This is a genomic window from Xenorhabdus kozodoii (assembly GCF_002632875.1).
Lineage (GTDB): Bacteria > Pseudomonadota > Gammaproteobacteria > Enterobacterales > Enterobacteriaceae > Xenorhabdus > Xenorhabdus kozodoii.
In genome coordinates, this window is the sequence record NZ_NJCX01000006.1 from 12,663 (window position 1) to 34,248 (window position 21,586).

A 21,586-nucleotide genomic window follows, 5' to 3' on the forward strand; every position below is an offset into this window, starting at 1 on the left:
CTGAACACATTAATGTTGCTATCCGAGTATACCCCCGAGGAACTGACCCTCTTAGCCGCAAGAGCATTGGGTCAGCTCGGAGATGTGTAGATACCTATGCTTTGGTGGCAGAGAGATAAAAGCGGCTATCAGGTGTCAATTGCCAGCCCAGGGCTGCCTTAGGGATAAATTCGTTGCTGGAAACTTGGTTATCAAAAGCACCAATCTGCATGATGTCAGATCCTAAATAGTCGATCTGAGATTTTTCATGAGATAAACGACCACCAAGGGTAAGATCCCATTGAGACGTAATGGGCAATTTAACTTCGCCAAATAGGGCGAGCGATTTTCCTTTGATTTTGTTACGTGCACCATTATAGCTAGTATGATGCGTGTTAGTTTCATCTGAGAACCAACCACCAAGAACACTGGTCATCCTATTTAAATAGTTGGAATTTAAACGCAACTCTTGGGTTGTGGCATGATGTTTCTCTTTCCATTTACCCCCGATAAAGTCACGAAAAATGTCGCGATCTTGATAAGCAGTAACACTGGTCAGTACGTTGTTACCAAAATCATATTCAGCCTTGAGTGCATAGCTGTCTACGCGCCGTGTTAAATCTGGGATAGAACCATTATATTCTTTCCGACGGAACTGTTCGTCGGTTAAGTAAATCTCTTTGTGTGAGTTGAGATCTTCATGAGCAAAGCTCAGTTCAGCACTGAAAGGGGAATCTTCCGGCGCAAATGCCAGTTTTCCTTTACCGAGCCAGGTCTTGCTGGAGTCAATATTTTTAGCGCCACGATTTGGATCATCAAGTTGTCCTGGTTCTTTTACCCAGCGTAGGCTCATGCTGCCATAGAGAATATCTTCAACCAGAGGCATTGAACCGCTGAAAGAACCTCCCTGTTTAAACTTAGAATAGTTACCAGAAAGGTTAAGCCAAGGGCCTTCTTTAGGAGAACGAGTGATGATATTGATAACACCAGCTTGGGCATTCCCACCATATAAGGTGCTCTGGGGACCACGTAATAATTCTACACGTTCGACATTGATCAGTTCTTGTGTCAGAAACTGGTGATCCTGAGGAACGCCATCAACATAAATACGAATGGAAGGGGAATAGTAATCAGGTGAACTGATACCCCGAATTGTGGTTGCCGAGTAGGCGCGGTTACCGCGGGTGCGGATTTGTAAGCCAGGGAAAGCACGTTCAAGATCCTGCACTTGGGTGATACCCGCTTGCTCAAGTTCCTCGCCAGTTTTTACCAAAATGCTGCCGTTAACTTTATTTAATGCTTCTGCCCGTTTGTTAGCTGTCACAATCAAAACATCCTCTGTGGCTTCGGGTGAATGCTCCGCCCAGACCACAACAGGTGAAAGCAGGCAACATAAGACAGACGCTTTAGCATATTTTTTTTTCATAAATACTCTTTATGCCTTTCCAAGTTATATTTTAAAAAGGTCAAATGTGGTAAATCCGAAAACATATCTAGTGAAATTAACGGGAATAGCAAAGGAGAGCTAACGGGATAGGGACAAAAGTAGCGCGATACGTACTATTGATAATGATTCTCATTAATGGTAAATTGCGTGATATTCACATTGGTATATAAATATATAAAATAAAAGAATAATGCCTTTAACGCGCACAACATGCTGTTTTTATTTTGGAAAGCGTTTTTTTGAAATGGTTGGCGTCTGGTGCTGATTTTACAGGGGATTTCATGAAGACGATCTATAGCGAGACATTGGGGATTTTCGCGACGGACCATTGCAATAATAGGCGTTCATCCGTAGAGGAAAATAATACAAGGCCTTCATTGCTGACAGAGGAGTTATCCGATGGGATTCACATCAACCGTATCTATCTTGAATTAAGTAAGGATTTTACAGAATATTGTGAAGGGCCACCAACAGTGTCAATCGCCTTTATTCTCAGCGGGAAGGGAAAAATGGCTATTGAGAATGGCAAGGTTTTAGATATTAATCCGGGAACGATGATATTTTTTTATTCGCCTACGAAGACGCGTGGTATGAATTTCTTTGGTTGCGGAACCTGGCGAATTCTTGATATCCGTTTCTCTCTGAACGAAATTGAAGCTCAGGAGTTGCCATCTTTTGCCAAATTAACGGCGGGTTTTGAAAAAAATGCGAGTTATAGCGATGCCTTAATGATGTCTAGCCCTATCTATCCCCCCTTTATGCAGATAGTTAATCAAATAGAAGAATGTCAATTAACTGGCAGTGTCAGAAAGGTTTATTTAAAAGCCAAGGCATTAGAAATTCTTGCTTGTGTGACTGCCCAAATTTACGATTGCCAATTTAATGTGATTAGCGGTTTGCAGCGGCGTGCTGTCTATAATGCGATAAAAATAATTAATAGCGATTATCATTATCCTTGGACGATAAAATCGTTATCAAGAGCCGTGGGTTTGAATGAGCGTAAATTAAAAGAGGGATTCCGTGCGGTTGTTTTCCGTACTTTCCACCAGTATCTGGAAAACGTCCGTATGACCACAGCAGAAGATTTGTTGAAGAAAGGAATGAGTGTCATTGAGGTCGCAGCCGCAGTGGGTTATTCCAGCCCAAGTCATTTTTCTAAACGTTTTCGGCAACATTACTTAATCAACCCTAAAACATGGCAAGCAAAATATGCTGTGAATCACACGTTACGGAAAGACAATATCACAACGGAAAAGGAATTACAGGAAATATCCCCGTAAGCACGGGGAACACTGGCGCAGCCGTATCGGGACGGGGAAAGGCACCGGTTTATCCCCGTAAGCACGGGGAACACGGGTCTAAACAGTAGGTAGTGTGCTGTTCCGACGGTTTATCCCCGTAAGCACGGGGAACACCAGCAGTATGGACGTTAAGCACAAAACCGATGCGGTTTATCCCCGTAAGCACGGGGAACACTTCGAGACTCTCCAATGTAGGGCGCAATGTATCGGTTTATCCCCGTAAGCACGGGGAACACCTGTGTTAAAATAAACACAAAACGTTTTAATTCGGTTTATCCCCGTAAGCACGGGGAACACCACATCGATAGACAGTTGCACAGAACTGTTTTCGGTTTATCCCCGTAAGCACGGGGAACACGGATTGCTCAACGCGCTGGATCATCATGGTATCGGTTTATCCCCGTAAGCACGGGGAACACGCTCAGACACCTGATTCACGACGTTGAAGTGGCGGTTTATCCCCGTAAGCACGGGGAACACCTCAATCGTACCGGTCAGAATGCGGTTTCTGGCGGTTTATCCCCGTAAGCACGGGGAACACTCTAACGTTATCCGTTTGTTTTATAACAAATTTTTCAAGCGTAAAAATTCTACCATTTTTTCAGCCTATAATTCAGTAAAATTTTTGCTTTTATTTTTCCCGATTCTTCCTCTGCAATACAGATCGCATTTCATCCATATTTTTAATTTTCATCTATCAAATTGTGAAATCTCCATCATGGTAATCTCAATCATTACTTGCTGGCGTTTGATGATCGTCAGACAACATAAAAGGCAGGAATAGGAATCGAACAAATAGAATTGAGAAAATTGCTCTGATAAGGCTGAATTAGAAAGGTATTAAAGGAGCCTTTATGACCCCTTTAGGGCAAACGTTAATACTCTCTGTAAAAAGGGTCTTTCTTACTCAGGCTCTATGCTGGGTTTTAACAACCTGACTCACCAGCACCAATATGCCCACCAGTAAATAGACCGCAAAAATACCAATCAACCATTGTGGCATATCCAGCGTTAAAAACGCCCACTGTTTCATCGAACAATCACCAAACGCCTGAAACACCGAAGGTAGCCAATCGTTCAACGGTAACCAAGAGGGGAACTGGACAAAAAACTCACATGTATTAAACGGGGAAGGGTATAACTGCATCATGGTGTGATCCCATGCCAGTTGTAAACCTTGCCATGCGCTGTAAATCCACAGCAAGATCGCCAACCAGCGCAAAGGCGTTTTAGGCGCAATTGCCCCTAGCAGCGCAGCCCCTAAAATACCAAACAGTGCAGCACGCTCGTAAATGCACATGACACAGGGCTGTAACTGCATGACATGTTGGAAATAGAGCGCGGTTACTTCCAGAATAAGAGCGGTCAACGCCATCAATAACCATGCGCCTCGCCCTTGGGAACGCTGTTTTAAGAATTGAAACATTTTCTTTTCTTCCCATCTTTTCAAGATAAACAATTGGCTTATTGTGCCGTTTCATTAACGATAAAAAAATAAAATTAAAATCAACTGAGCCATTTTTTCCGAGAAGTGATTAATAAAAGCCGGATAGTATGTAAAACCACACTATCCGGTAGGTCGATCATCTCAGTTAATAATTATAGTGGGGTGATTAAACCGAGTTTGACGAAATATTCAGTGGCTGGTACTAACCAGAATTCCACACATAACAGCCCCACCAGTGTCATCACAACCGTATAAGGCAGAGCCATCATGACCATACGACCATAAGAGAGACGGATCAACGGGGACAGGGCGGAAGTCAGTAGGAATAGGAATGCGGCCTGCCCATTAGGAGTTGCTACAGACGGCAGATTCGTCCCTGTGTTGATAGCAACAGCCAAATATTCATATTGTTGCTGTGAAATCAAACCGCTCTTTAGGGCAATCAACGCTTCATTAATATAAACCGTACCGACGAAGACGTTGTCAGAAACTGTGGAGAGTAAGCCGTTGAATAAATAGAACAAGGAAAGCTGTGAAGCAGGTGAAGATTGCAAAACAAATTGAATAAATGGGGTGAATAATTGCTGATCAACAATTACGGCAACCACAGAGAAGAACACGGTTAGCAATGCAGTAAACGGTAAGGCTTCCTCAAATGCTTTACCCAGCGCGTGTTCTTCAGTGACGCCGCAGAATGCCGTCGCCAAAATAATGACTGATAGGCCAATCAAACCCACTTCGGCCAAATGAAAAGCCAGTGCCACAATCAGCCAAATTCCGATCAATGCCTGAACAAAAAGCTGAGCTTTTTCTTGGCGAGTGCGTTTTTCGCTGGCCTTTTGGTTATAATTTTCCAGGACAGAACGCACACGCTCAGGCAACTCAGCGCCATAACCAAACAGTTTAAAATGCTCGACCAGCAAACAGATCAGTAAGCCACAAATAAACACCGGAATGGTGACTGGCGACATTCGAAGAAAAAATGTGGCAAAGTCCCAGCCGACGTGTTTGGCAATAATCAGGTTTTGCGGTTCACCAACCATAGTCATCACGCCACCCAAAGCGGTACCAACTCCCGCATGCATCATCAGGCTGCGCAGAAATGCACGGAACTGTTCCAGCGTCTGTCTTTTATCTTCACTGTCAATGAACTTATCATCATTCAGTTCAGCGCTGTCATTGTGGGAAAGAAATTGGTGATAGATAGCATAAAACCCGACTGAAACACTGATAACTACTGCAATTACGGTCAGGGCATCAAGGAAAGCGGATAAGAAAGCACTCGCCAGACAGAATGCCAGTGCCAGCATTTTTTTGGAACGGATATTTAACAGCAGTTTTGTGAAAACAAACAGCAATAATTGTTTCATAAAGTAAATGCCTGCAACCATGAAAATCAACAGTAAAATGACTTCCAAATTGTTGGCAATTTCATGGCCTATTTGCTTTGGTGAAGTCATTCCAATGATGACGGCTTCAATGGCGAGTATCCCCCCAGGTTGCAGAGGGTAGCATTTTAATGCCATTGCCAGTGTGAAGATAAACTCAATAACGAGCATCCAACCAGCAACAAAGGGGCTAACAAAGAAATAGACCAGTGGATTAACGATCAGAAAAACAATGATAGCGAGTTTGTACCAATCCGGCGAGTTGCCGAGAAAGTTTTTCATCACTGCACGTCGGATACTGATTTCCATTATTATTAACATTCCTCTTTGTAAATAGGTGAAAAAAATCTAAGTCGCTATAAATCCAAACAACATATCGAAACATGTTGGTATAGTACGCTCAACCTGATAGCAATTTAAGGGCATTAGCTCATAATTAATCCACGAATAATTGCATTTTTATGAGCCCTTTCACCCTTTCACGGTTTATCGAGCAGGCAACTATGTCGCACAGGCACATTCTGGTATGATCAAGAGCTATTATTAGCCAAGAAAACTGCTTTGGAATAATTAAAATTATGGTAATTAAGGCTCAAAGTCCTGCGAGTTTCGCGGAAGAGTATATCATTGAAAGTATTTGGAATAATCGCTTTCCTCCCGGCACGATACTGCCAGCAGAACGTGAATTATCTGAATTGATCGGTGTCACCCGCACAACCTTGCGTGAAGTGTTGCAGCGCCTTGCCCGTGATGGTTGGTTGACTATCCAACATGGGAAACCCACCAAGGTTAATAATTTTTGGGAAACATCCGGCCTGAATATTCTGGAAACTTTGGCGCGCCTTGATCATGATCGCGTTCCCCAGTTGATTGATAACCTATTGGCGGTGCGCACGAATATCGCAGCCATCTTTATCCGTACCGCATTCAGGAACAATCCTGAAAAATCATTGGAAATTCTGGCGGAAAAAGAAAGAGTGGCAGATACCGCTGAGGCTTTCAGCTCTGTGGATTATGACATTTTCCGTGGCCTGGCTTTTGCGTCAGGAAACCCAATTTATGGTTTGATTATTAATGGGCTAAGAGGGTTGTATACCCGCGTTGGTCGTTATTATTTTTCCAGCCCTGAAGCGCGTAAGCTAGCATTGAATTTCTACCAGCAATTAAGTTCACTATGCCGGGAAAAATCCTATGACAATATCATGGATTGTGTGCGTAATTATGGTAAAGAGAGTGGTATTATCTGGCATGGTATGCAAAGTATTATGATCAATGAATTGACGGAAAGATCGAATTAACGCAAGCACTTCTTAAGCGGGCTAAACACTTCGTTTTTTGACTACCTCTCACGATTAGTTGTATTTATTTACCCCAGTTATGTAGTTGTATCATGGTTTGGTCATATGATGCGTAATCATATGATGCCGAATTATCTATATTTCTGGGGCAATTCCCTAATCATCGCTTCATACATGTGGGCTATTTTTAACCCTTCCAACTGTGTAATCCAATTTTTTAAATTATTATTCTACTTAATTAAGAGTGAAATTATACAAAATTCTATAAATTTTAATTTATTTGGGTTTTTATAAAAACTGATTTTGTGAATGCAATGTTTCTTTTTAGCCATAAAAATGACTCTGTCAGGTAGAGGTTAAGGGGGGTAAACAGAATTTTTATCTATTTTAATTAATTAAATTTTAATGATTTTTTAAGGTTAAATCCATTTTTTGACGAGATGTGTTTTTCGCAAGTTGTAATATAAATGTGACTTAAATCCTAAAAGTTAATTAATTGTGTCGCAGTCTATTATTCTGTATTGGATTTTTGTGATTAGCATATTATGCTTGAAAATGTCACTTACCAGTAGGGGGGATAGAATGAAGATCCTTATTTTAGGCAGCGGTGTTATTGGCGTAACCAGTGCATGGTATCTCGCACAGGAAGGCCATGAAGTTATTGTCGTTGATCGCCAACATAGTGCAGCGGAAGAAACGAGCGCGGCTAATGCCGGCCAAATCTCACCAGGGTATGCAACGCCTTGGGGGGCACCCGGTATCCCACTGAAAGCCATAAAGTGGATGTTTCAACGTCATGCCCCTTTTGCTATTCGCCCTGATGGCTCTTTGTTTCAATTACGCTGGATGTGGCAAATGCTGCGCAATTGTGATGCAAACCATTACGCGATGAATAAAAGCCGGATGGTACGGTTAGCCGAATATAGCCGGGATTGTATTAAACAGTTAAGAGCTGATACGGGGATCCAATATGAAGGGCGTCAGGGGGGAACCCTGCAATTGTTCAGAACCACCCAGCAATTTGATAATGCCGCCAATGATATCAAAGTATTAGAGCAAGAAGGTGTTCCCTATCAATTATTGACTGCGGAACAATTGGCTACGGTGGAGCCGGCACTGGCCAATGCTTCCCATAAACTAACAGGAGGATTGCAATTACCCAATGATGAAACGGGGGATTGTCAGATTTTTACCAAAACGCTGGCTAAAATGGCGGAAGACGCTGGCGTGAAGTTTATCTTCAATAAGCAAGTCAAACAAATTTTGATGGACGGGAATAAAGTGACAGGTATTCAATGTGATGATGGCATCATGACAGCGGATCACTATGTGGTCGCGATGGGCGCTTATTCCACGGAATTATTGAAAGATCGGGTTAAAATTCCGGTTTATCCGTTAAAAGGTTATTCGTTGACGATGCCCATCATGGACGAATCAAAAGCGCCTGTCTCAACTGTGCTGGATGAAACGTATAAGATTGCTATTACACGTTTTAATCATCGTATTCGCGTTGGTGGGATGGCGGAAGTGGTTGGCTTTAATTTGAAGGTTCTCCAGGATCGCTGCGAAACGTTAAAAATGGTTGTGCGGGATCTCTACCACGACGGTGGTAATATTGCGAAGGCTTCATTTTGGACGGGCTTGCGCCCTATGACGCCGGATGGGACTCCTATTGTGGGGCCAACCCAATATGCGAATCTTTATTTAAATACCGGTCATGGAACACTCGGTTGGACGATGGCCTGTGGTTCAGGGAAGTTATTGGCTGATTTAATCTCTGGCAAAAAGCCTGATATTGCGGCAGATGATCTCTCTGTATTCAGATACGTTGATGGCTTCAATATTAAGGTGTCTCCAGTGAAGCCACATTTGCACACTGCATAAATTAATAAACTATAAAAAGGGGTCGTAATGCCACGTCCTATTTTGGCGACGATCCATCTCGATGCATTGCGCCATAATTTGTCGGTTATTCGCCAACAAGTGGGTAACAGTAAAATTTGGTCGGTAGTAAAAGCGAATGCGTATGGGCATGGATTGGACAGAATATGGCAATCACTCATGCAGACGGATGGATTTGCACTGCTTGACATGAATGAAGCTATTTATTTAAGGGAGCAGGGATGGCAAGGGCCAATCTTGCTATTGGAAGGCTTTTTCGAACCTGCGGATTTGCACATTATCAATAAGTACCGTTTGACAACCGCAGTACATAGTTATTGGCAACTCGATGAGATAGCAAAAAACCAATTAGATAACCCCATTGATATTTATTTGAAACTCAATAGCGGTATGAATCGATTAGGGTTCACACCAAAAGCATATCCGCAGATAGTTTCAAGAGTAAGAGGCATTAAAAATATTCGGTCAGTGACCTTAATGACCCATTTTGCCAATTCGGACAATGAAGTGGGTATTGACGAACAGTTTGCGGTGATTGAACGTCTGCAAATGAATTCACTTCCTCATTGTCTGGCGAATTCTGGCGCGGTGTTGTGGCATCCGAAAACACATGGCGATTGGGTGCGGCCGGGGATTATTCTTTATGGCGCATCACCGAGTGGAAGGTGGCGTGATATTGCTGATATTGGGTTGCAACCCGCCATGATGTTGCAAAGTGAAATCATTGCAATACATGAGCTTCCCAAAGGCGAAAAAATTGGCTATGGCAGCCGCTATACGACCGAGAAACCTATGCGTGTCGGTACAGTTGCCTGTGGTTATGCGGATGGATATCCACGACATGCGCCAACGGGAACACCTGTTATGGTTGATGGTGTTTGTACCCAGTTATTGGGGGCTATATCAATGGATATGATGACGGTTGATTTGACTCCGTGCCCCCAGGCAAACATAGGCAGTATTGTCGAATTGTGGGGAAAAAATCTACCCGTAGATGAAGTCGCAAAATCAGCAGGAACCATTGGTTATGAGCTTTTATGTGCTTTAGCGAAGCGTGTTCCTGTTACTGTCGTTTAATCCATGATTTAAAATTCAGGCATTGCTATCCTTGGTTTTGGAATAAATGCCTGTTTTATGGGTTTCTTGATTATTCTCTTGAGAATTTACGACAGCGGATAACAACAGAGAGCCTGTCAGGGTTGCCATTTTTAGGCCGCAATGGGTTATTGATCCGTGCAGTCTCGATACAAGCCATATTCTTATAACCCTCTTTACCCATATCTTGCATGCTACTGGAAAGCGCTGCGCCAGGATTCCAACAGACGACATCGCTATGGTGATAGTGGTGTATTTCAATTGTTCGTTTCCATAGCGGATCTCTGAGCAGGCTAAAATCGTCTGGCTCTGTATAAATGCGATCGGTTCTTCCACGGAAGATTAAATCTTCATCAAGATACAGCTCCCTATCGGCGAGGGAATCAATAAAATGTGCACCAAGGCCACTCACCTGAATTTGGTTGATGTCACTGACATTGAAGTAAGAGTGAAGGGCGCATGTAGCCTGATATTCACCGTGGGACTCTAACTCTATTTCGCAAGTTTCCCCTAATTTAAAGCGGGCAATCAGCGTGAATTCATGTGGCCATAACTTATGGGTAAATGGGCTATTTTGCAATGTGAAGGTCAAAATAACACCATTTTCATTCTCATCATGCGCTTTGAGTTCCCAAGGTAATATCCGTGCAAATCCGTGGCTGGGAGCCGCAGATGGACCAAACCAAGGCCAACAGATGGGAATACCACCACGAATGGCAGTGCCTGCACGGAAAAGGGAGTTATCGCTGACCCATAATACGGGCTTTTCGTTATTGGGCTGCCAGGTAATCAAGTGTGCACCTTGAATACTGATCACCCCGCGAGCTTTAGGATGGGAAACAACAATTAACGGAAAATCATCAATGTTTCGCTGGCTGATATAAGGGGAGAGTTGTTCTACAACCGGTAATGAGAAAATTTTATCAAGCATCTGTCACAACCTTATGCAAACTTAAATTGGTAGTTGAACCAAGGGACAAGAATAGCTCAATATCTTAGTTTCATAAATATAAAAGCCACCTGTAAACAGATGGCTTTTGCACGTGGATAAAAATTCAATTACTTGGAAATGTGTGCGATCAGATCCAAAACTTTGTTGGAATAACCGGTTTCGTTGTCATACCAAGAAACCAGTTTTACAAAGTTATCGTTCAGCGCGATACCGGCTTTTGCATCAAATACCGAAGTCAGTTTTTCGCCGTTGAAATCAGTGGAAACCACGTCATCTTCAGTGTAACCCAGAATGCCTTTCAGTTCGCCTTCTGCGGCTTCTTTGATGGCGTTACAGATTTCTGCGTAAGTTGCTGGTTTAGCCAGACGTGCCGTCAGGTCAACAACCGATACGTTAGGAGTAGGAACACGGAAAGACATACCCGTCAGTTTGCCGTTCAGTTCTGGGATAACTTTGCCTACGGCTTTTGCTGCACCAGTGGAAGATGGGATGATGTTCTGTGCCGCACCACGGCCACCGCGCCAGTCTTTTGCTGACGGGCCGTCAACCGTTTTCTGGGTTGCAGTGGTTGCGTGAACTGTCGTCATCAGACCTTCAACGATGCCGAATTTGTCATTGATAACTTTAGCCAGTGGAGCCAGGCAGTTGGTGGTGCAGGATGCGTTGGAGACGATATCCTGGCCTGCATAGGCACTGTGGTTGACACCCATAACAAACATTGGCGTGTTGTCTTTAGATGGGCCAGTCAGAACAACTTTTTTCGCGCCGGCAGCGATGTGCTTACGTGCGGTTTCGTCAGTCAGGAAGATACCGGTTGCTTCTGCAACAACATCAACACCCACTTCGTTCCATTTCAGGTTAGCTGGGTCTCTTTCAGATGTTACACGGATGGTTTTGCCGTTAACAACCAACTGGCCGTCTTTTACTTCAACAGTACCGTTGAAGCGGCCGTGGGTTGAGTCATATTTCAGCATGTAAGCCATGTATTCTGCATCCAACAGATCATTGATTGCAACGATTTCAATGTCTGAACGCTCTTGGGCAGCACGGAAAACAATACGGCCGATACGACCAAAACCGTTAATACCTACTTTGATAGTCATAGTATTCCACCAGCTATTTTTTAGTGAATTAAAAGTTGTTTCTAAAGTTACCAAAATCTTGCCAGCCGTCAAGCGGAATCGTGTCAACAATTGAAAAAGATCAATTAAATAATCACTATTTAGATGCTTGTTGTACAGCCAGTACAAGTTCCATGCACACCATTATCGGGGCATAAAGAGATATTTAAAGTTACCATCGGTTAGATATGTGAGATTAATCACAATTAGTAAAGCAAATTGCTATGTTGAATGGGTTAGAATGCATTTTGATATTTTGTTGTTAATTTTTTGTTGCTTCCGATGATTTTTTATTGAAAATATTGGCCTTCAAAGGTGGTCATTATGGCTAAAAGTCAAAATATTTCCCTTTTTATAGAACAGCTTAGTGAAATTCAGCACTATGTTACACAAGAAGCAGGCACTGAGCCGCCATTTTCAGGAAAACTACTGCACAACAAAAACGAGGGTATTTATTATTGCCTGTGTTGCCGTCAGCCTTTATTTGTTTCTGATACGAAATTTGACTCAGGGTGTGGATGGCCGAGTTTTTACCAACCTGTTAGTGATAGTTCAATTACGTACATTGATGATTATTCGCATAATATGCATCGAATAGAGGTGCGTTGTAGCCAATGTCAGGCACATTTGGGACATGTTTTTCCCGATGGGCCTAAACCGACAGGAGAACGTTTTTGTATTAATTCAGCGGCACTGCATTTTATTGATAAAGAAACAGGCGAAGAAACAACGGGTTAATGTTATATCTGGAATTTGGAAATATTCGCTTAATAAGCTGAATGAAAAAACGATTCAGCCTATTTGGGGTAGAGCATTTGAGCTTATAGTTGTACAAGTAAAATATGTCGTGCATATACTGAAATAATGCATATAGCTATTTAAGGAAATTTTGATGAAGTTGGATGATTTACTCTCCACCATGACACCTGAAATTTATCAACGATTAGCTCAGGCTGTTGAACTCGGAAAATGGCAGGATGGTGTACCACTCACGCCAGAGCAGAAAGAATACAGTCTACAGGCGGTGATGCTTTGGCAAGCAAAATATAATCATGATCCTGAGCATATGACGATTGGCACAGATGGTCAAATTACCATAAAAAGCAAACAGGAGTTAAAGGTGATCTTTCAGTCCGAAATGGTGACAAAATTAAAACCCCAGTCGGAAGATTGAAATGGCCTGAATTGAAAACCTCGTTCTATTCCTGTAAGGACGAGGTCATTTCTAGTTACCTTAATAATAAATATTAACCAGGTGTATTGATTAAATTTATTAAATATTTTGAGTCGCTGGATGGGGGATTTTGCCCATGTCATAACATGGCGCTGATCTCACTTGGTGAGATTAACTTAGCCCCTTTTCTGGCCATTTCTTCAAGTGCTTGTTGGCTATCCTCTTCCTGGATATTGACGCCACGGCAGCCATCAATAATGACATAGGTTTCATAACCTAGCGCCAAAGCATCAAGTACAGTGAATTTCACACAATAATCGGTGGCGATGCCCATGACGAAGAGGCGTTGGATATTCTGCTCTGTTAACCAATCATCCAGACGGGTTTTACTTTTATGGTCATTATCAAAGAATGCGCTGTAGCTATCTATTTGGGGATTTTCACCTTTTTGGAAGATCGCTTGAATCGCAGATTGGTTTAACAAAGGATGCAACGCTGCACCAAACTCGCCTTGGACACAATGGTTCGGCCACCATACTTGAGGAATGCCATTGAGTTCCCCCAATTCACCGACTTTTTGCCCTGAGTTTTTCGCAAAACTCAGGTGGTTAGCTGGGTGCCAATCCTGAGTTGCGATGATAGTGATATTGTTTTCCTGGCATCGTGCGATAACGTTATTGGCTACTTTAATCACTGCATCACTCTCTTTGACTGCCAAAGCCCCCCCGGTACAAAAATCATTTTGCAGATCAATCAGTAATAGTGCTGTTTTCATCATATTTCTCGATTTACCTGTTGATTATTCATTGGCATAACTCAATTCCCCTCGCAGATTTTGTTGCATCAGGTAGCGGATCTCTTCAGGTGTATAAGATTGGCTCAATAAATAGTGCAATTTCGTTAAAGTTGCCTCAAAAGTCATGTCATAGCCACTGATAACACCGGATGCCGCCAGAGAATGCCCCGTTGCATAGCCTTCCATATTGACCCGGCCAGAAATACATTGTGTCAAGTTAACCACAATAATGCCCCGCTCGGTGGCACTCTTTAACGTTTGCAGCAAATCCGCACGTTGAGGCGCATTGCCAACACCATATGAGCGCAAAATCAATGCCTTGACCGGTTGCATCAGAATATTTTCTACCACCTGACTGGACAATCCCGGATAGATGGTTATAACACCAATCGGTTGTGATGTGATTGGATTAACAACAAACTCATCATGACTAACGGGGATGGGATTTGTTTTAAAGGTACGGATACTTATTCCAGCTTCGATGAGCGGTGAACAGTTAGGTGATGAGAAAGCATCAAAGCCATCAGCATGGGCTTTAATTGTCCTGTTTCCACGAAACAACTTATTGTTAAAAAACAGGCTAACTTCGTTAATAGGGTAATTCGCTGCAAGATACAGTGCATTTAGGAGATTGGTTTGTCCATCGGAACGCAGTGCTTCTAGGGGTATTTGTGACCCTGTCACGATAATAGGTTTATTAAGGTTTTCGAACATAAAGGAGAGTGCTGACGCGGTGAAGGCCATGGTATCCGTACCATGCAGGATCACAAAGCCATCATAGTCATGGTAATTTTGATAGATATCGTTTGCGATAATGCCCCAGTCGTCAGGACTCATATCAGAAGAATCAATCAGGGGGTGGTGTTCACGGATTGTGAATGTTGGCATTTCTGGACGGTGAAATTCTGGCATTTTGGCGAGTTGTTGCTGTAAATGACCGGAAACGGGAATGTATCCATTGGGAGAATGTTGCATCCCAATAGTACCGCCAGTGTAAACAACATAGATCGATTTCTTCTGCATGGTAACGCCTCAATAAAAACATTTAACCGGATTATAGGGAGTATCAAGAATAAAAAAAGCCTGATGGTGAGATCAGGCTTTAAATTTGGCAGAAACTGCGTGAGTTGTTTTAACGGATATCGACACAATTCAGGCAGAATGTATAGATATTCTGTGGATCATTCATCCTGTTGTAAAATACCGCTTGTTTTTTCACATCCTGAGCGACTTCGGCCAGTGGTGCTGGCAACATTGACTGCAAGGTATTGGGCAATAGTGCTTGCGCAGATGAAGACATTCCCATCATGAATTTTTCAGAGAATGAAAGCTCAGGTTGCATCCAGTCCAGTGAGGCATTTTTAACCTTTGCCAATTCAGCGGCTTTTTTAACGGCATCATCAAAATCACCCAGTTGGTCGACCAGGCCATGTTTTTTGGCATCAATGCCGCTCCAAACACGTCCTTGGGCGATGTCATTGATTTCATCCAGAGATTTATTGCGGGCATTGGCAACCAGCTTGATAAATCTACTGTAGCCGTTCTCAATAGCTAGCTGTATTGCATCGGAAAACGGCTGGTTGATACCTTTGGTTGCAGAAATATCGGCAAACGGGGTTGTTGAAACACCATCAGTATTCACGCCAACGTAATTGAGGCTCTTTTCAAAGGTTTGCATGACACCAAAAATACCAATGGAGCCGGTTAATGTACTCGGATCAGCGATAATGTAGTTCGCAGGGGTAGAGATCCAGTAACCGCCTGAGGCAGCTACCCCGCCCATTGAAACAACGATAGGTTTCGCATTTCCTGTCTTGTCATCTCGGATAGCAACCAACTCGTTACGAATAATTTCAGATGCCCCAACACTGCCACCAGGGCTGTTTATTCGTAGTACGATCGCTTTTATATTGGGGTTATGGTGCGCTGTACGCAGTTGTTCAACAAGGGTGTCACTGCCAACAATACCGGGTAATTGCTTGCCTTCTAAAATTGCCCCGTCAGCAATAATGACAGCAATGTTACCTTTATTACCTGTATCTTGTACGGGTTTCAGGCCAATGTAGTCGTAAATGCTAATATAATTGAAATGTTTTTGTTCTTTATTCCAACCGAATTTTTCCCGCATTTCCTTCTCAACGGCACCGCGTGGCGCAATAGTGTCCACCAGTTTGTTTTGGTACGCATACAGTGAAGAGTCGCCACCCACTTTACGGAGTTTCTCGATAAAATTTGTTGCGCCGGGGAAGACTTGATCGACAGGGATATGCCGGTTAACTGCAATGGCATTTAAGTAATTATCCCAAAGTTCGTTGAGCCAGAGGCTGTCAGCTTCACGGGCTTCTTTTGACATATTGTCACGCAATAAGGGTTCAACGGCGGATTTATAGGTTCCCACACGGAAAATATGGGTAGATACTTTCAATGTATCCAATAATGACTTGTAATATAAATGGTTGGTGGAGAAACCACGGATATCAACAGCCCCTAATGGGGATAGGTAGATTTTATTGGCATAGCTGGCTAAATAATATTGTGATTGGCTGTAATAATCACCAATTGCAAAAACAGGTTTACCGGTTGCTTTAAATTCGTTGATAGCCTTACCAATATATCTCATGGAAGTCTGGTCTGCGCCGATGAAATCATTCAGCTTTAATACCATACCTGTAATTTGGGGATCGTCTTTTGCGCGACGAATGCTGTCAACAACGTCAAACACAGAAGTTTCTTTATCATTGTTACTGGAAGACCCAAGAAGATTTTTTGCGAATTGTTCAAGAGGATTGCGGGCAGTGACGCGATCCAAAACAATACCAGACAGGTCGACATATAATGCTCCGTGATAGTTATCATCAAGTTTGGATTGTTGGTGATAAACGATGACGCCAAAAGCGACAACCACAATTAACAGAATAAAAATAAGATTGAAAATAAATTGGCGCACAAAATTGAGGAGCTTCCAACTCCATTTAAATAATGCCGCCGTGAATTGCCATAAAGTGCGCATATTGTCTCCGGTTATGGTATCAAATGGGGTTATCCTAATCAGCTTGGTTAGAAATGTCAGCCGGAAATCATGTTAATGATTGAAAAAACAGTTTATGTGCTTTCATTCATTAACGAATAAACAGAGAATGTTGGCTTGTGACAGATTATCTTATTTAGGAGAAAATAATGAATGCTTTGGAACTTTTGTTAAATCGTCGTTCAGTTTCGCGTTTAACAACCCCCGCACCAGAAGGAAATGAATTACAACATATTTTAGCAGCCGGGATGAGGGCGCCTGACCATGGGGCTTTGCGTCCTTGGCATTTTGTTGTGATGCAGGGGGAAGGCATGGATAAATTCAGTCATCTCCTTGAAAAAGCGGCCATTGAAGGCGGCTTAGGAAAAGAAGTTGAAGAGAAGGCAAAAAATGCCCCTTACCGGGCACCGATGATCATTACTGTTATCGCCAAAGTGGTTGACCATGTAAAAGTTCCGGCATGGGAACAAGTCGTTGCTGCGGGGTGTGCTGTTCATGCCATGCAGATGGCCGCCGTCGCCCAAGGTTTCGGCGGGATATGGCGTTCAGGTTCATGGACAGAAGATCCCGTTGTCAGGGCGGGTTTGGGATGTGGGGAAAATGACAAAATTGTTGGATTCCTCTATTTAGGAACGCCAGAACTTAGGGCGCCAGCAAAAGTCGCAACACCAGATTTGACAAATTTTGTCAGTTATTTCTAATTTGTCAGTGACTTTTTAACTGGAGTGACTCATGTCAACAGAAATCCGTCTGACCCAATATAGCCATGGTGCCGGATGTGGCTGCAAAATTTCGCCTAAAGTGCTGGAAACGATTTTGCACAGTGAACAGGCAAAATTCCTCGATCCTAATCTTTTAGTCGGCAATGAAACCCGTGATGATGCTGCTGTGTATGATATTGGTAATGGCACAGGCATCGTGAGTACTACGGATTTTTTTATGCCTATTGTTGATGATCCTTTTGATTTTGGCCGTATTGCGGCCACCAATGCCATCAGCGATATCTATGCGATGGGTGGAAAGCCGATCATGGCAATTGCGATCTTAGGCTGGCCAATTAATAAACTGGCGCCTGAAATTGCGCAAAAAGTCATTGAGGGAGGCCGGGCTGTTTGCAAAGAAGCGGGTATTTCCCTGGCGGGAGGACATTCTATTGATGCACCTGAACCCATATTTGGTTTGGCGGTGACAGGTATCATCAATATTGAACGTGTGAAGCGTAATAACCAGGCAAAAGCGGGAAGCCTCCTGTTCCTGACTAAACCTTTGGGCGTTGGCGTGTTGACTACGGCCGAGAAGAAAGGTTTGCTTCAACCTGAACACCAAGGCATGGCGAAAGAAATGATGTGCCAGTTGAATAAAGCGGGGACAGATTTTGCGGCAATTGATGGCGTTACAGCGATGACGGATGTCACAGGCTTTGGCTTGTTAGGGCATTTGAGTGAGATTTGTGAAGGCTCAGGCGTTCAAGCCAACGTCAAATTTTCACAAATTCCGCGATTGCCAAATGTTGATGTTTATATCGAAAAAGGTTGCGTACCTGGTGGCACAGGACGCAACTTTGACAGTTATGGGCACTTAATTGGGAAGATGACTCCCCATCAACGTCATCTCCTGTGTGACCCACAAACTTCGGGTGGTTTATTGCTGGCGATTTTACCGGATGCCGTGGAAGAGGCGAAAGCCATTGCACGAAGCCACAATATTAATTTTATTGCTGTTGGTGAACTGACTGAACCAAGTTCAGACAGGGCACTCATTGAAGTTTTTGAATAATTCCATGCGTCTTTTTATTGCAGAAAAACCCAGTCTCGCGAGAGCTATCGCAGAGGTTTTACCGAAACCACATCGACGTGGGGATGGGTTCATTGAATGCGGTAGTAACCAGTTTGTAACCTGGTGTGTTGGTCATCTTTTGGAACAGGCTGAACCCGATGCTTACGATAGTCGTTATGGGCGTTGGGTATTGGCTGATTTACCAATCATTCCTGAAAAATGGCAGTTAAAACCACGGGCAGACGTGGCCAAACAGCTTAATACCATTAAATCTCTGTTGGAGAGGGCCGAGGAAATCGTCCATGCCGGTGACCCTGATCGTGAAGGTCAATTGCTGGTGGATGAAGTGCTGGATTTTTTAAATCTGGATAGCGGAAAAAAGCACAATGTTCAGCGATGCCTCATTAATGACCTTAACCCTCAGGCAGTGGCAAAAGCGATTGAACGGCTAAGAAGCAATCGGGAGTTTATCCCTCTGTGTGTTTCTGCACTTGCCAGAGCCAGGGCGGATTGGCTTTATGGCATCAATATGACCCGCGCTTACACTTTGTTGGGCAAAAATGCCGGGTATCAGGGGGTATTATCGGTTGGGCGTGTCCAAACGCCAGTTTTAGGTTTGGTTGTGCGCCGCGATGAAGAGATCGAAAATTTCGTACCGAAAGACTTCTTTGAAGTTAAAGCGCACATTGTTACACCTAATGAAGAACGATTTACCGCGTTATGGCAACCCAGTGAATCTTGCATTGATTTTCAGGATGAAGAAGGGAGAATCATTCACCGGCCATTAGCTGAACATGTTGTTGCGCGTATTACCGGACAGCCTGCCAATGTCTCTGCCTATCAGGATAAGCGTGAACCAGAAACGGCGCCATTACCGTTTTCCCTTTCATCCTTGCAGATTGAAGCGGCCAGACGTTTTGGCTTGAGTGCTCAGGATATCCTTGATATTTGCCAGCGGCTTTATGAAACCCATAAGTTAATTACCTACCCACGCTCTGACTGCCGTTACTTGCCGGAAGAACACTTTGCGGGGCGTCATGCGGTCTTGAATGCCATTTCGGTTCATGCCACCCATTTGCTTCCGCAGGATGCTTTGGATATAGAGCAAAAAAACCGTTGTTGGGATGATAAGAAGGTTGACGCTCACCATGCCATTGTTCCCACTGCACGTAGTAGCCAAGTCAAATTAACAGAAAATGAAAGCCATATTTATGGCTTGATTGCCCGCCAATACCTGATGCAGTTTTTCCCTGATGCAATATTCCGAAAGTGCACGATTGAACTTGATATTGCAGGAGGGAAATTTATTGCTAAGGCGCGTTTTCTGGCAGAAGCCGGTTGGAGAACCCTGCTTGGCAATAAGGAACGGGATGAAGAAAATGAAGGTACACCATTGCCCGTGGTTGCTAAAGGCGATGAGTTATTATGTGAGAAAGGCGAAGTGGTGGAAAGGCAGACACAGCCTCCACGGCCTTTCACTGATGCTACGTTATTGTCTGCCATGACGGGTATCGCTCGATTTGTGCAGGATAAAGCGTTGAAAAAGGTGCTTCGTGCAACCGATGGCTTAGGTACGGAAGCGACCAGAGCGGGGATCATTGAATTGCTGTTCAAGCGGGACTTCCTGTACAAAAAAGGACGTTATATCCATGCCACGCCGGCAGGCAGGGCGTTGATCCATGTATTGCCGGATATGGCCGTATTACCCGATATGACCGCACATTGGGAATCCCGGCTGACGCAAATCAGCGAAAAGCAATTCCGCTATCAGGATTTTATGTTACCTCTTCAGGAAACGTTACAGCAATTGATCTGGCAGGCAAAACAGCATCGTAATTTGAAGGCTTTTAGGGATTTACCTCCCGTTCCTGTTAATACTAAAAAGGGGAAAGGAAAGCAGATAAAATCCGGTAAGGGGAGGGCAAAGAAAGATCAAGCTAAGCAGGGATAACCTGAAATGCTGACACAGCACCATAATGGGTGGTGCTGTGTTTCATGATCGCGGCTTATATTTTAAATTCTGTCCAAACAGGGGCATGATCAGACGGTTTTTCCATGCTGCGGATAGCATAATCGATACCCGAAGAAACGCATTTTTCAGCTAATGGATGGCTGGCAAGCAGCAAATCAATGCGCAGCCCCCGATTATCATCAAAACCCTTTGAACGATAGTCGAACCATGAAAATTGGTCATTAACTTCAGGGTATTGTGCCCGGAATGTATCAATGAAACCCCAATTTTTCAGGCGCGCCATCCACTCTCGTTCTTCTGGCAAAAAAGAGCATTTCCCCGTCTTTAACCAGCGTTTCTGGTTGTTTTCTCCGATACCAATATCGAGATCGGTTGGGCTGATATTCATGTCTCCCATAATCAGAATGTGAGACTCTGGAGAATGGTTGGTTTCCAGATAAGAGAGTAGATCTTGATAAAACTTTTCTTTTGCAGGAAATTTAGTTGGATGATCACGGCTCTCCCCTTGGGGAAAATAGCCATTGATGACAGTCAGTAAACCCAAAGGTGTTTCGATATCGGCCATGATAATGCGGCGTTGTGCATCATCGTCATCAGTAGGAAAACCTTTACGGATATCTATTGGTTGTTGACGGGTTAACAGGGCGACACCGTAGTGTGCTTTTTGACCATGATAAAAGACGTGATAACCCAGCTTGTTGACTTCTTCCAGCGGGAACATTTCATCATGGACTTTTATTTCTTGTAATCCGATAACATCGGGTTGGTGTTGTTCAACAATGGCAGCGAGTTGATGTTGGCGTGCTCTTAACCCATTTATATTGAATGATATAAATTTCATGTTGTTATAATCACCTATAGAATCTGCTTATTCTTAATATTAACAGATACAAATAAGGATGTAACCATT

17 protein-coding genes, 1 pseudogene and 1 CRISPR repeat array are annotated in these 21,586 nt (G+C 43.4%); of the genes and pseudogenes, 9 read left to right on the forward strand and 9 right to left on the reverse strand.

The features are described from left to right. Positions 1 to 94: 94 nt before the first annotated feature. Positions 95 to 1,405: a TonB-dependent receptor gene (locus tag Xkoz_RS05035; protein ID WP_244183399.1), complete on the reverse strand. Its 1,311-nt coding sequence runs from the start codon at positions 1,403 to 1,405 to the stop codon at positions 95 to 97. Positions 1,406 to 2,184: 779 nt separating this feature from the next. Between Xkoz_RS05035 and Xkoz_RS22560 the strand changes: the two are divergent. After that, positions 2,185 to 2,571 (forward strand): annotated as a pseudogene (locus tag Xkoz_RS22560) (helix-turn-helix transcriptional regulator); the annotation flags it as partial. Positions 2,572 to 2,690: 119 nt separating this feature from the next. After that, positions 2,691 to 3,268: a CRISPR direct-repeat array (repeat unit 29 nt; unit sequence CGGTTTATCCCCGTAAGCACGGGGAACAC). Positions 3,269 to 3,634: 366 nt separating this feature from the next. On the opposite strand, the gene dsbB reads toward Xkoz_RS22560, so the two are convergent. Next, positions 3,635 to 4,153 carry a disulfide bond formation protein DsbB gene (dsbB, locus tag Xkoz_RS05050; protein ID WP_099141133.1) on the reverse strand — a complete coding sequence of 173 codons (519 nt, stop codon included), beginning with the start codon at positions 4,151 to 4,153 and terminating at the stop codon, positions 3,635 to 3,637. 173 nt (positions 4,154 to 4,326) lie between these two features. Then, on the reverse strand, positions 4,327 to 5,871 hold the full coding sequence (gene nhaB / locus Xkoz_RS05055) for a sodium/proton antiporter NhaB (protein WP_099141134.1): 1,545 nt from the start codon (positions 5,869 to 5,871) through the stop codon (positions 4,327 to 4,329). 269 nt (positions 5,872 to 6,140) lie between these two features. Between nhaB and fadR the strand changes: the two genes are divergently transcribed. The 3 genes from fadR (at position 6,141) to dadX (ending at position 9,839) form a co-directional block, all read left to right on the forward strand. Beyond that, a complete protein-coding gene (gene fadR / locus Xkoz_RS05060; protein ID WP_099141135.1) occupies positions 6,141 to 6,860 on the forward strand; it encodes a fatty acid metabolism transcriptional regulator FadR in 720 nt (239 codons plus the stop codon). A 582-nt stretch (positions 6,861 to 7,442) separates the two neighbouring features. Further along, positions 7,443 to 8,744: a D-amino acid dehydrogenase gene (locus tag Xkoz_RS05065; RefSeq protein WP_099141136.1), complete on the forward strand. Its 1,302-nt coding sequence runs from the start codon at positions 7,443 to 7,445 to the stop codon at positions 8,742 to 8,744. A 27-nt stretch (positions 8,745 to 8,771) separates the two neighbouring features. Next, the gene (dadX, locus tag Xkoz_RS05070) at positions 8,772 to 9,839 is read left to right on the forward strand and encodes a catabolic alanine racemase DadX (protein WP_099141137.1); all 1,068 of its coding nucleotides are present in this window, start codon (positions 8,772 to 8,774) and stop codon (positions 9,837 to 9,839) included. Positions 9,840 to 9,909: 70 nt separating this feature from the next. Here dadX and Xkoz_RS05075 read toward each other — a convergent pair whose 3' ends face one another. Together Xkoz_RS05075 and gapA are read right to left on the reverse strand one after the other, a co-directional pair. Then, positions 9,910 to 10,788: a D-hexose-6-phosphate mutarotase gene (locus Xkoz_RS05075; protein ID WP_099141138.1), complete on the reverse strand. Its 879-nt coding sequence runs from the start codon at positions 10,786 to 10,788 to the stop codon at positions 9,910 to 9,912. A gap of 128 nt (positions 10,789 to 10,916) precedes the next feature. Continuing rightward, entirely contained in the window at positions 10,917 to 11,912 is a 996-nt protein-coding gene (gapA, locus tag Xkoz_RS05080) for a glyceraldehyde-3-phosphate dehydrogenase (RefSeq protein ID WP_099141139.1), read from the reverse strand. Between the two features lie 342 nt (positions 11,913 to 12,254). Between gapA and msrB the strand changes: the two genes are divergently transcribed. Both msrB and Xkoz_RS05090 read left to right on the forward strand, forming a co-directional pair. Then, the gene (gene msrB, locus Xkoz_RS05085; protein ID WP_099141140.1) at positions 12,255 to 12,668 is read left to right on the forward strand and encodes a peptide-methionine (R)-S-oxide reductase MsrB; all 414 of its coding nucleotides are present in this window, start codon (positions 12,255 to 12,257) and stop codon (positions 12,666 to 12,668) included. A gap of 154 nt (positions 12,669 to 12,822) precedes the next feature. After that, positions 12,823 to 13,104, forward strand: a complete 282-nt coding sequence (locus Xkoz_RS05090) for a YeaC family protein (protein WP_099141141.1) — start codon at positions 12,823 to 12,825, stop codon at positions 13,102 to 13,104. A 139-nt stretch (positions 13,105 to 13,243) separates the two neighbouring features. On the opposite strand, the gene pncA is transcribed toward Xkoz_RS05090, so the two are convergent. The 3 genes from pncA to sppA all read right to left on the reverse strand — a co-directional run bounded on the left by pncA (position 13,244) and on the right by sppA (position 16,910). Next, a complete protein-coding gene (pncA, locus tag Xkoz_RS05095; protein WP_099141266.1) occupies positions 13,244 to 13,879 on the reverse strand; it encodes a bifunctional nicotinamidase/pyrazinamidase in 636 nt (211 codons plus the stop codon). Between the two features lie 24 nt (positions 13,880 to 13,903). After that, positions 13,904 to 14,923, reverse strand: a complete 1,020-nt coding sequence (gene ansA, locus Xkoz_RS05100) for an asparaginase (protein WP_099141142.1) — start codon at positions 14,921 to 14,923, stop codon at positions 13,904 to 13,906. 109 nt (positions 14,924 to 15,032) lie between these two features. Continuing rightward, on the reverse strand, positions 15,033 to 16,910 hold the full coding sequence (sppA, locus tag Xkoz_RS05105; protein WP_099141143.1) for a signal peptide peptidase SppA: 1,878 nt from the start codon (positions 16,908 to 16,910) through the stop codon (positions 15,033 to 15,035). Between the two features lie 167 nt (positions 16,911 to 17,077). On the opposite strand from sppA, the gene Xkoz_RS05110 reads away from it, so the two are divergent. The 3 genes from Xkoz_RS05110 to Xkoz_RS05120 are packed head-to-tail and all read left to right on the forward strand — an operon-like array spanning position 17,078 to position 20,655. Then, complete coding sequence (locus tag Xkoz_RS05110; protein WP_099141144.1) at positions 17,078 to 17,629, forward strand: NAD(P)H nitroreductase; 552 nt, start codon at positions 17,078 to 17,080, stop codon at positions 17,627 to 17,629. Between the two features lie 31 nt (positions 17,630 to 17,660). Beyond that, positions 17,661 to 18,704 carry a selenide, water dikinase SelD gene (gene selD / locus Xkoz_RS05115; RefSeq protein ID WP_099141145.1) on the forward strand — a complete coding sequence of 348 codons (1,044 nt, stop codon included), beginning with the start codon at positions 17,661 to 17,663 and terminating at the stop codon, positions 18,702 to 18,704. Between the two features lie 4 nt (positions 18,705 to 18,708). Further along, positions 18,709 to 20,655 carry a DNA topoisomerase III gene (locus Xkoz_RS05120; RefSeq protein WP_099141146.1) on the forward strand — a complete coding sequence of 649 codons (1,947 nt, stop codon included), beginning with the start codon at positions 18,709 to 18,711 and terminating at the stop codon, positions 20,653 to 20,655. A gap of 55 nt (positions 20,656 to 20,710) precedes the next feature. Here the strand turns inward: Xkoz_RS05120 and xthA are convergent, their stop codons facing one another. After that, on the reverse strand, positions 20,711 to 21,517 hold the full coding sequence (xthA, locus tag Xkoz_RS05125; protein WP_099141147.1) for an exodeoxyribonuclease III: 807 nt from the start codon (positions 21,515 to 21,517) through the stop codon (positions 20,711 to 20,713). Positions 21,518 to 21,586 lie beyond the last annotated feature (69 nt).

Excerpts from the sequence above, each read along its gene's own strand:
- Xkoz_RS05035 (WP_244183399.1), bottom strand. The coding sequence starts at position 1,405 with ATGAAAAAAAAATATGCTAAAGCGTCTGTCTTATGTTGCCTGCTTTCA.
- dsbB (WP_099141133.1), bottom strand. The coding sequence starts at position 4,153 with ATGTTTCAATTCTTAAAACAGCGTTCCCAAGGGCGAGGCGCATGGTTA.
- nhaB (WP_099141134.1), bottom strand. The coding sequence starts at position 5,871 with ATGGAAATCAGTATCCGACGTGCAGTGATGAAAAACTTTCTCGGCAAC.
- fadR (WP_099141135.1), top strand. The coding sequence starts at position 6,141 with ATGGTAATTAAGGCTCAAAGTCCTGCGAGTTTCGCGGAAGAGTATATC.
- Xkoz_RS05065 (WP_099141136.1), top strand. The coding sequence starts at position 7,443 with ATGAAGATCCTTATTTTAGGCAGCGGTGTTATTGGCGTAACCAGTGCA.
- dadX (WP_099141137.1), top strand. The coding sequence starts at position 8,772 with ATGCCACGTCCTATTTTGGCGACGATCCATCTCGATGCATTGCGCCAT.
- Xkoz_RS05075 (WP_099141138.1), bottom strand. The coding sequence starts at position 10,788 with ATGCTTGATAAAATTTTCTCATTACCGGTTGTAGAACAACTCTCCCCT.
- gapA (WP_099141139.1), bottom strand. The coding sequence starts at position 11,912 with ATGACTATCAAAGTAGGTATTAACGGTTTTGGTCGTATCGGCCGTATT.
- msrB (WP_099141140.1), top strand. The coding sequence starts at position 12,255 with ATGGCTAAAAGTCAAAATATTTCCCTTTTTATAGAACAGCTTAGTGAA.
- Xkoz_RS05090 (WP_099141141.1), top strand. The coding sequence starts at position 12,823 with ATGAAGTTGGATGATTTACTCTCCACCATGACACCTGAAATTTATCAA.
- pncA (WP_099141266.1), bottom strand. The coding sequence starts at position 13,879 with ATGAAAACAGCACTATTACTGATTGATCTGCAAAATGATTTTTGTACC.
- ansA (WP_099141142.1), bottom strand. The coding sequence starts at position 14,923 with ATGCAGAAGAAATCGATCTATGTTGTTTACACTGGCGGTACTATTGGG.
- sppA (WP_099141143.1), bottom strand. The coding sequence starts at position 16,910 with ATGCGCACTTTATGGCAATTCACGGCGGCATTATTTAAATGGAGTTGG.
- Xkoz_RS05110 (WP_099141144.1), top strand. The coding sequence starts at position 17,078 with ATGAATGCTTTGGAACTTTTGTTAAATCGTCGTTCAGTTTCGCGTTTA.
- selD (WP_099141145.1), top strand. The coding sequence starts at position 17,661 with ATGTCAACAGAAATCCGTCTGACCCAATATAGCCATGGTGCCGGATGT.
- Xkoz_RS05120 (WP_099141146.1), top strand. The coding sequence starts at position 18,709 with ATGCGTCTTTTTATTGCAGAAAAACCCAGTCTCGCGAGAGCTATCGCA.
- xthA (WP_099141147.1), bottom strand. The coding sequence starts at position 21,517 with ATGAAATTTATATCATTCAATATAAATGGGTTAAGAGCACGCCAACAT.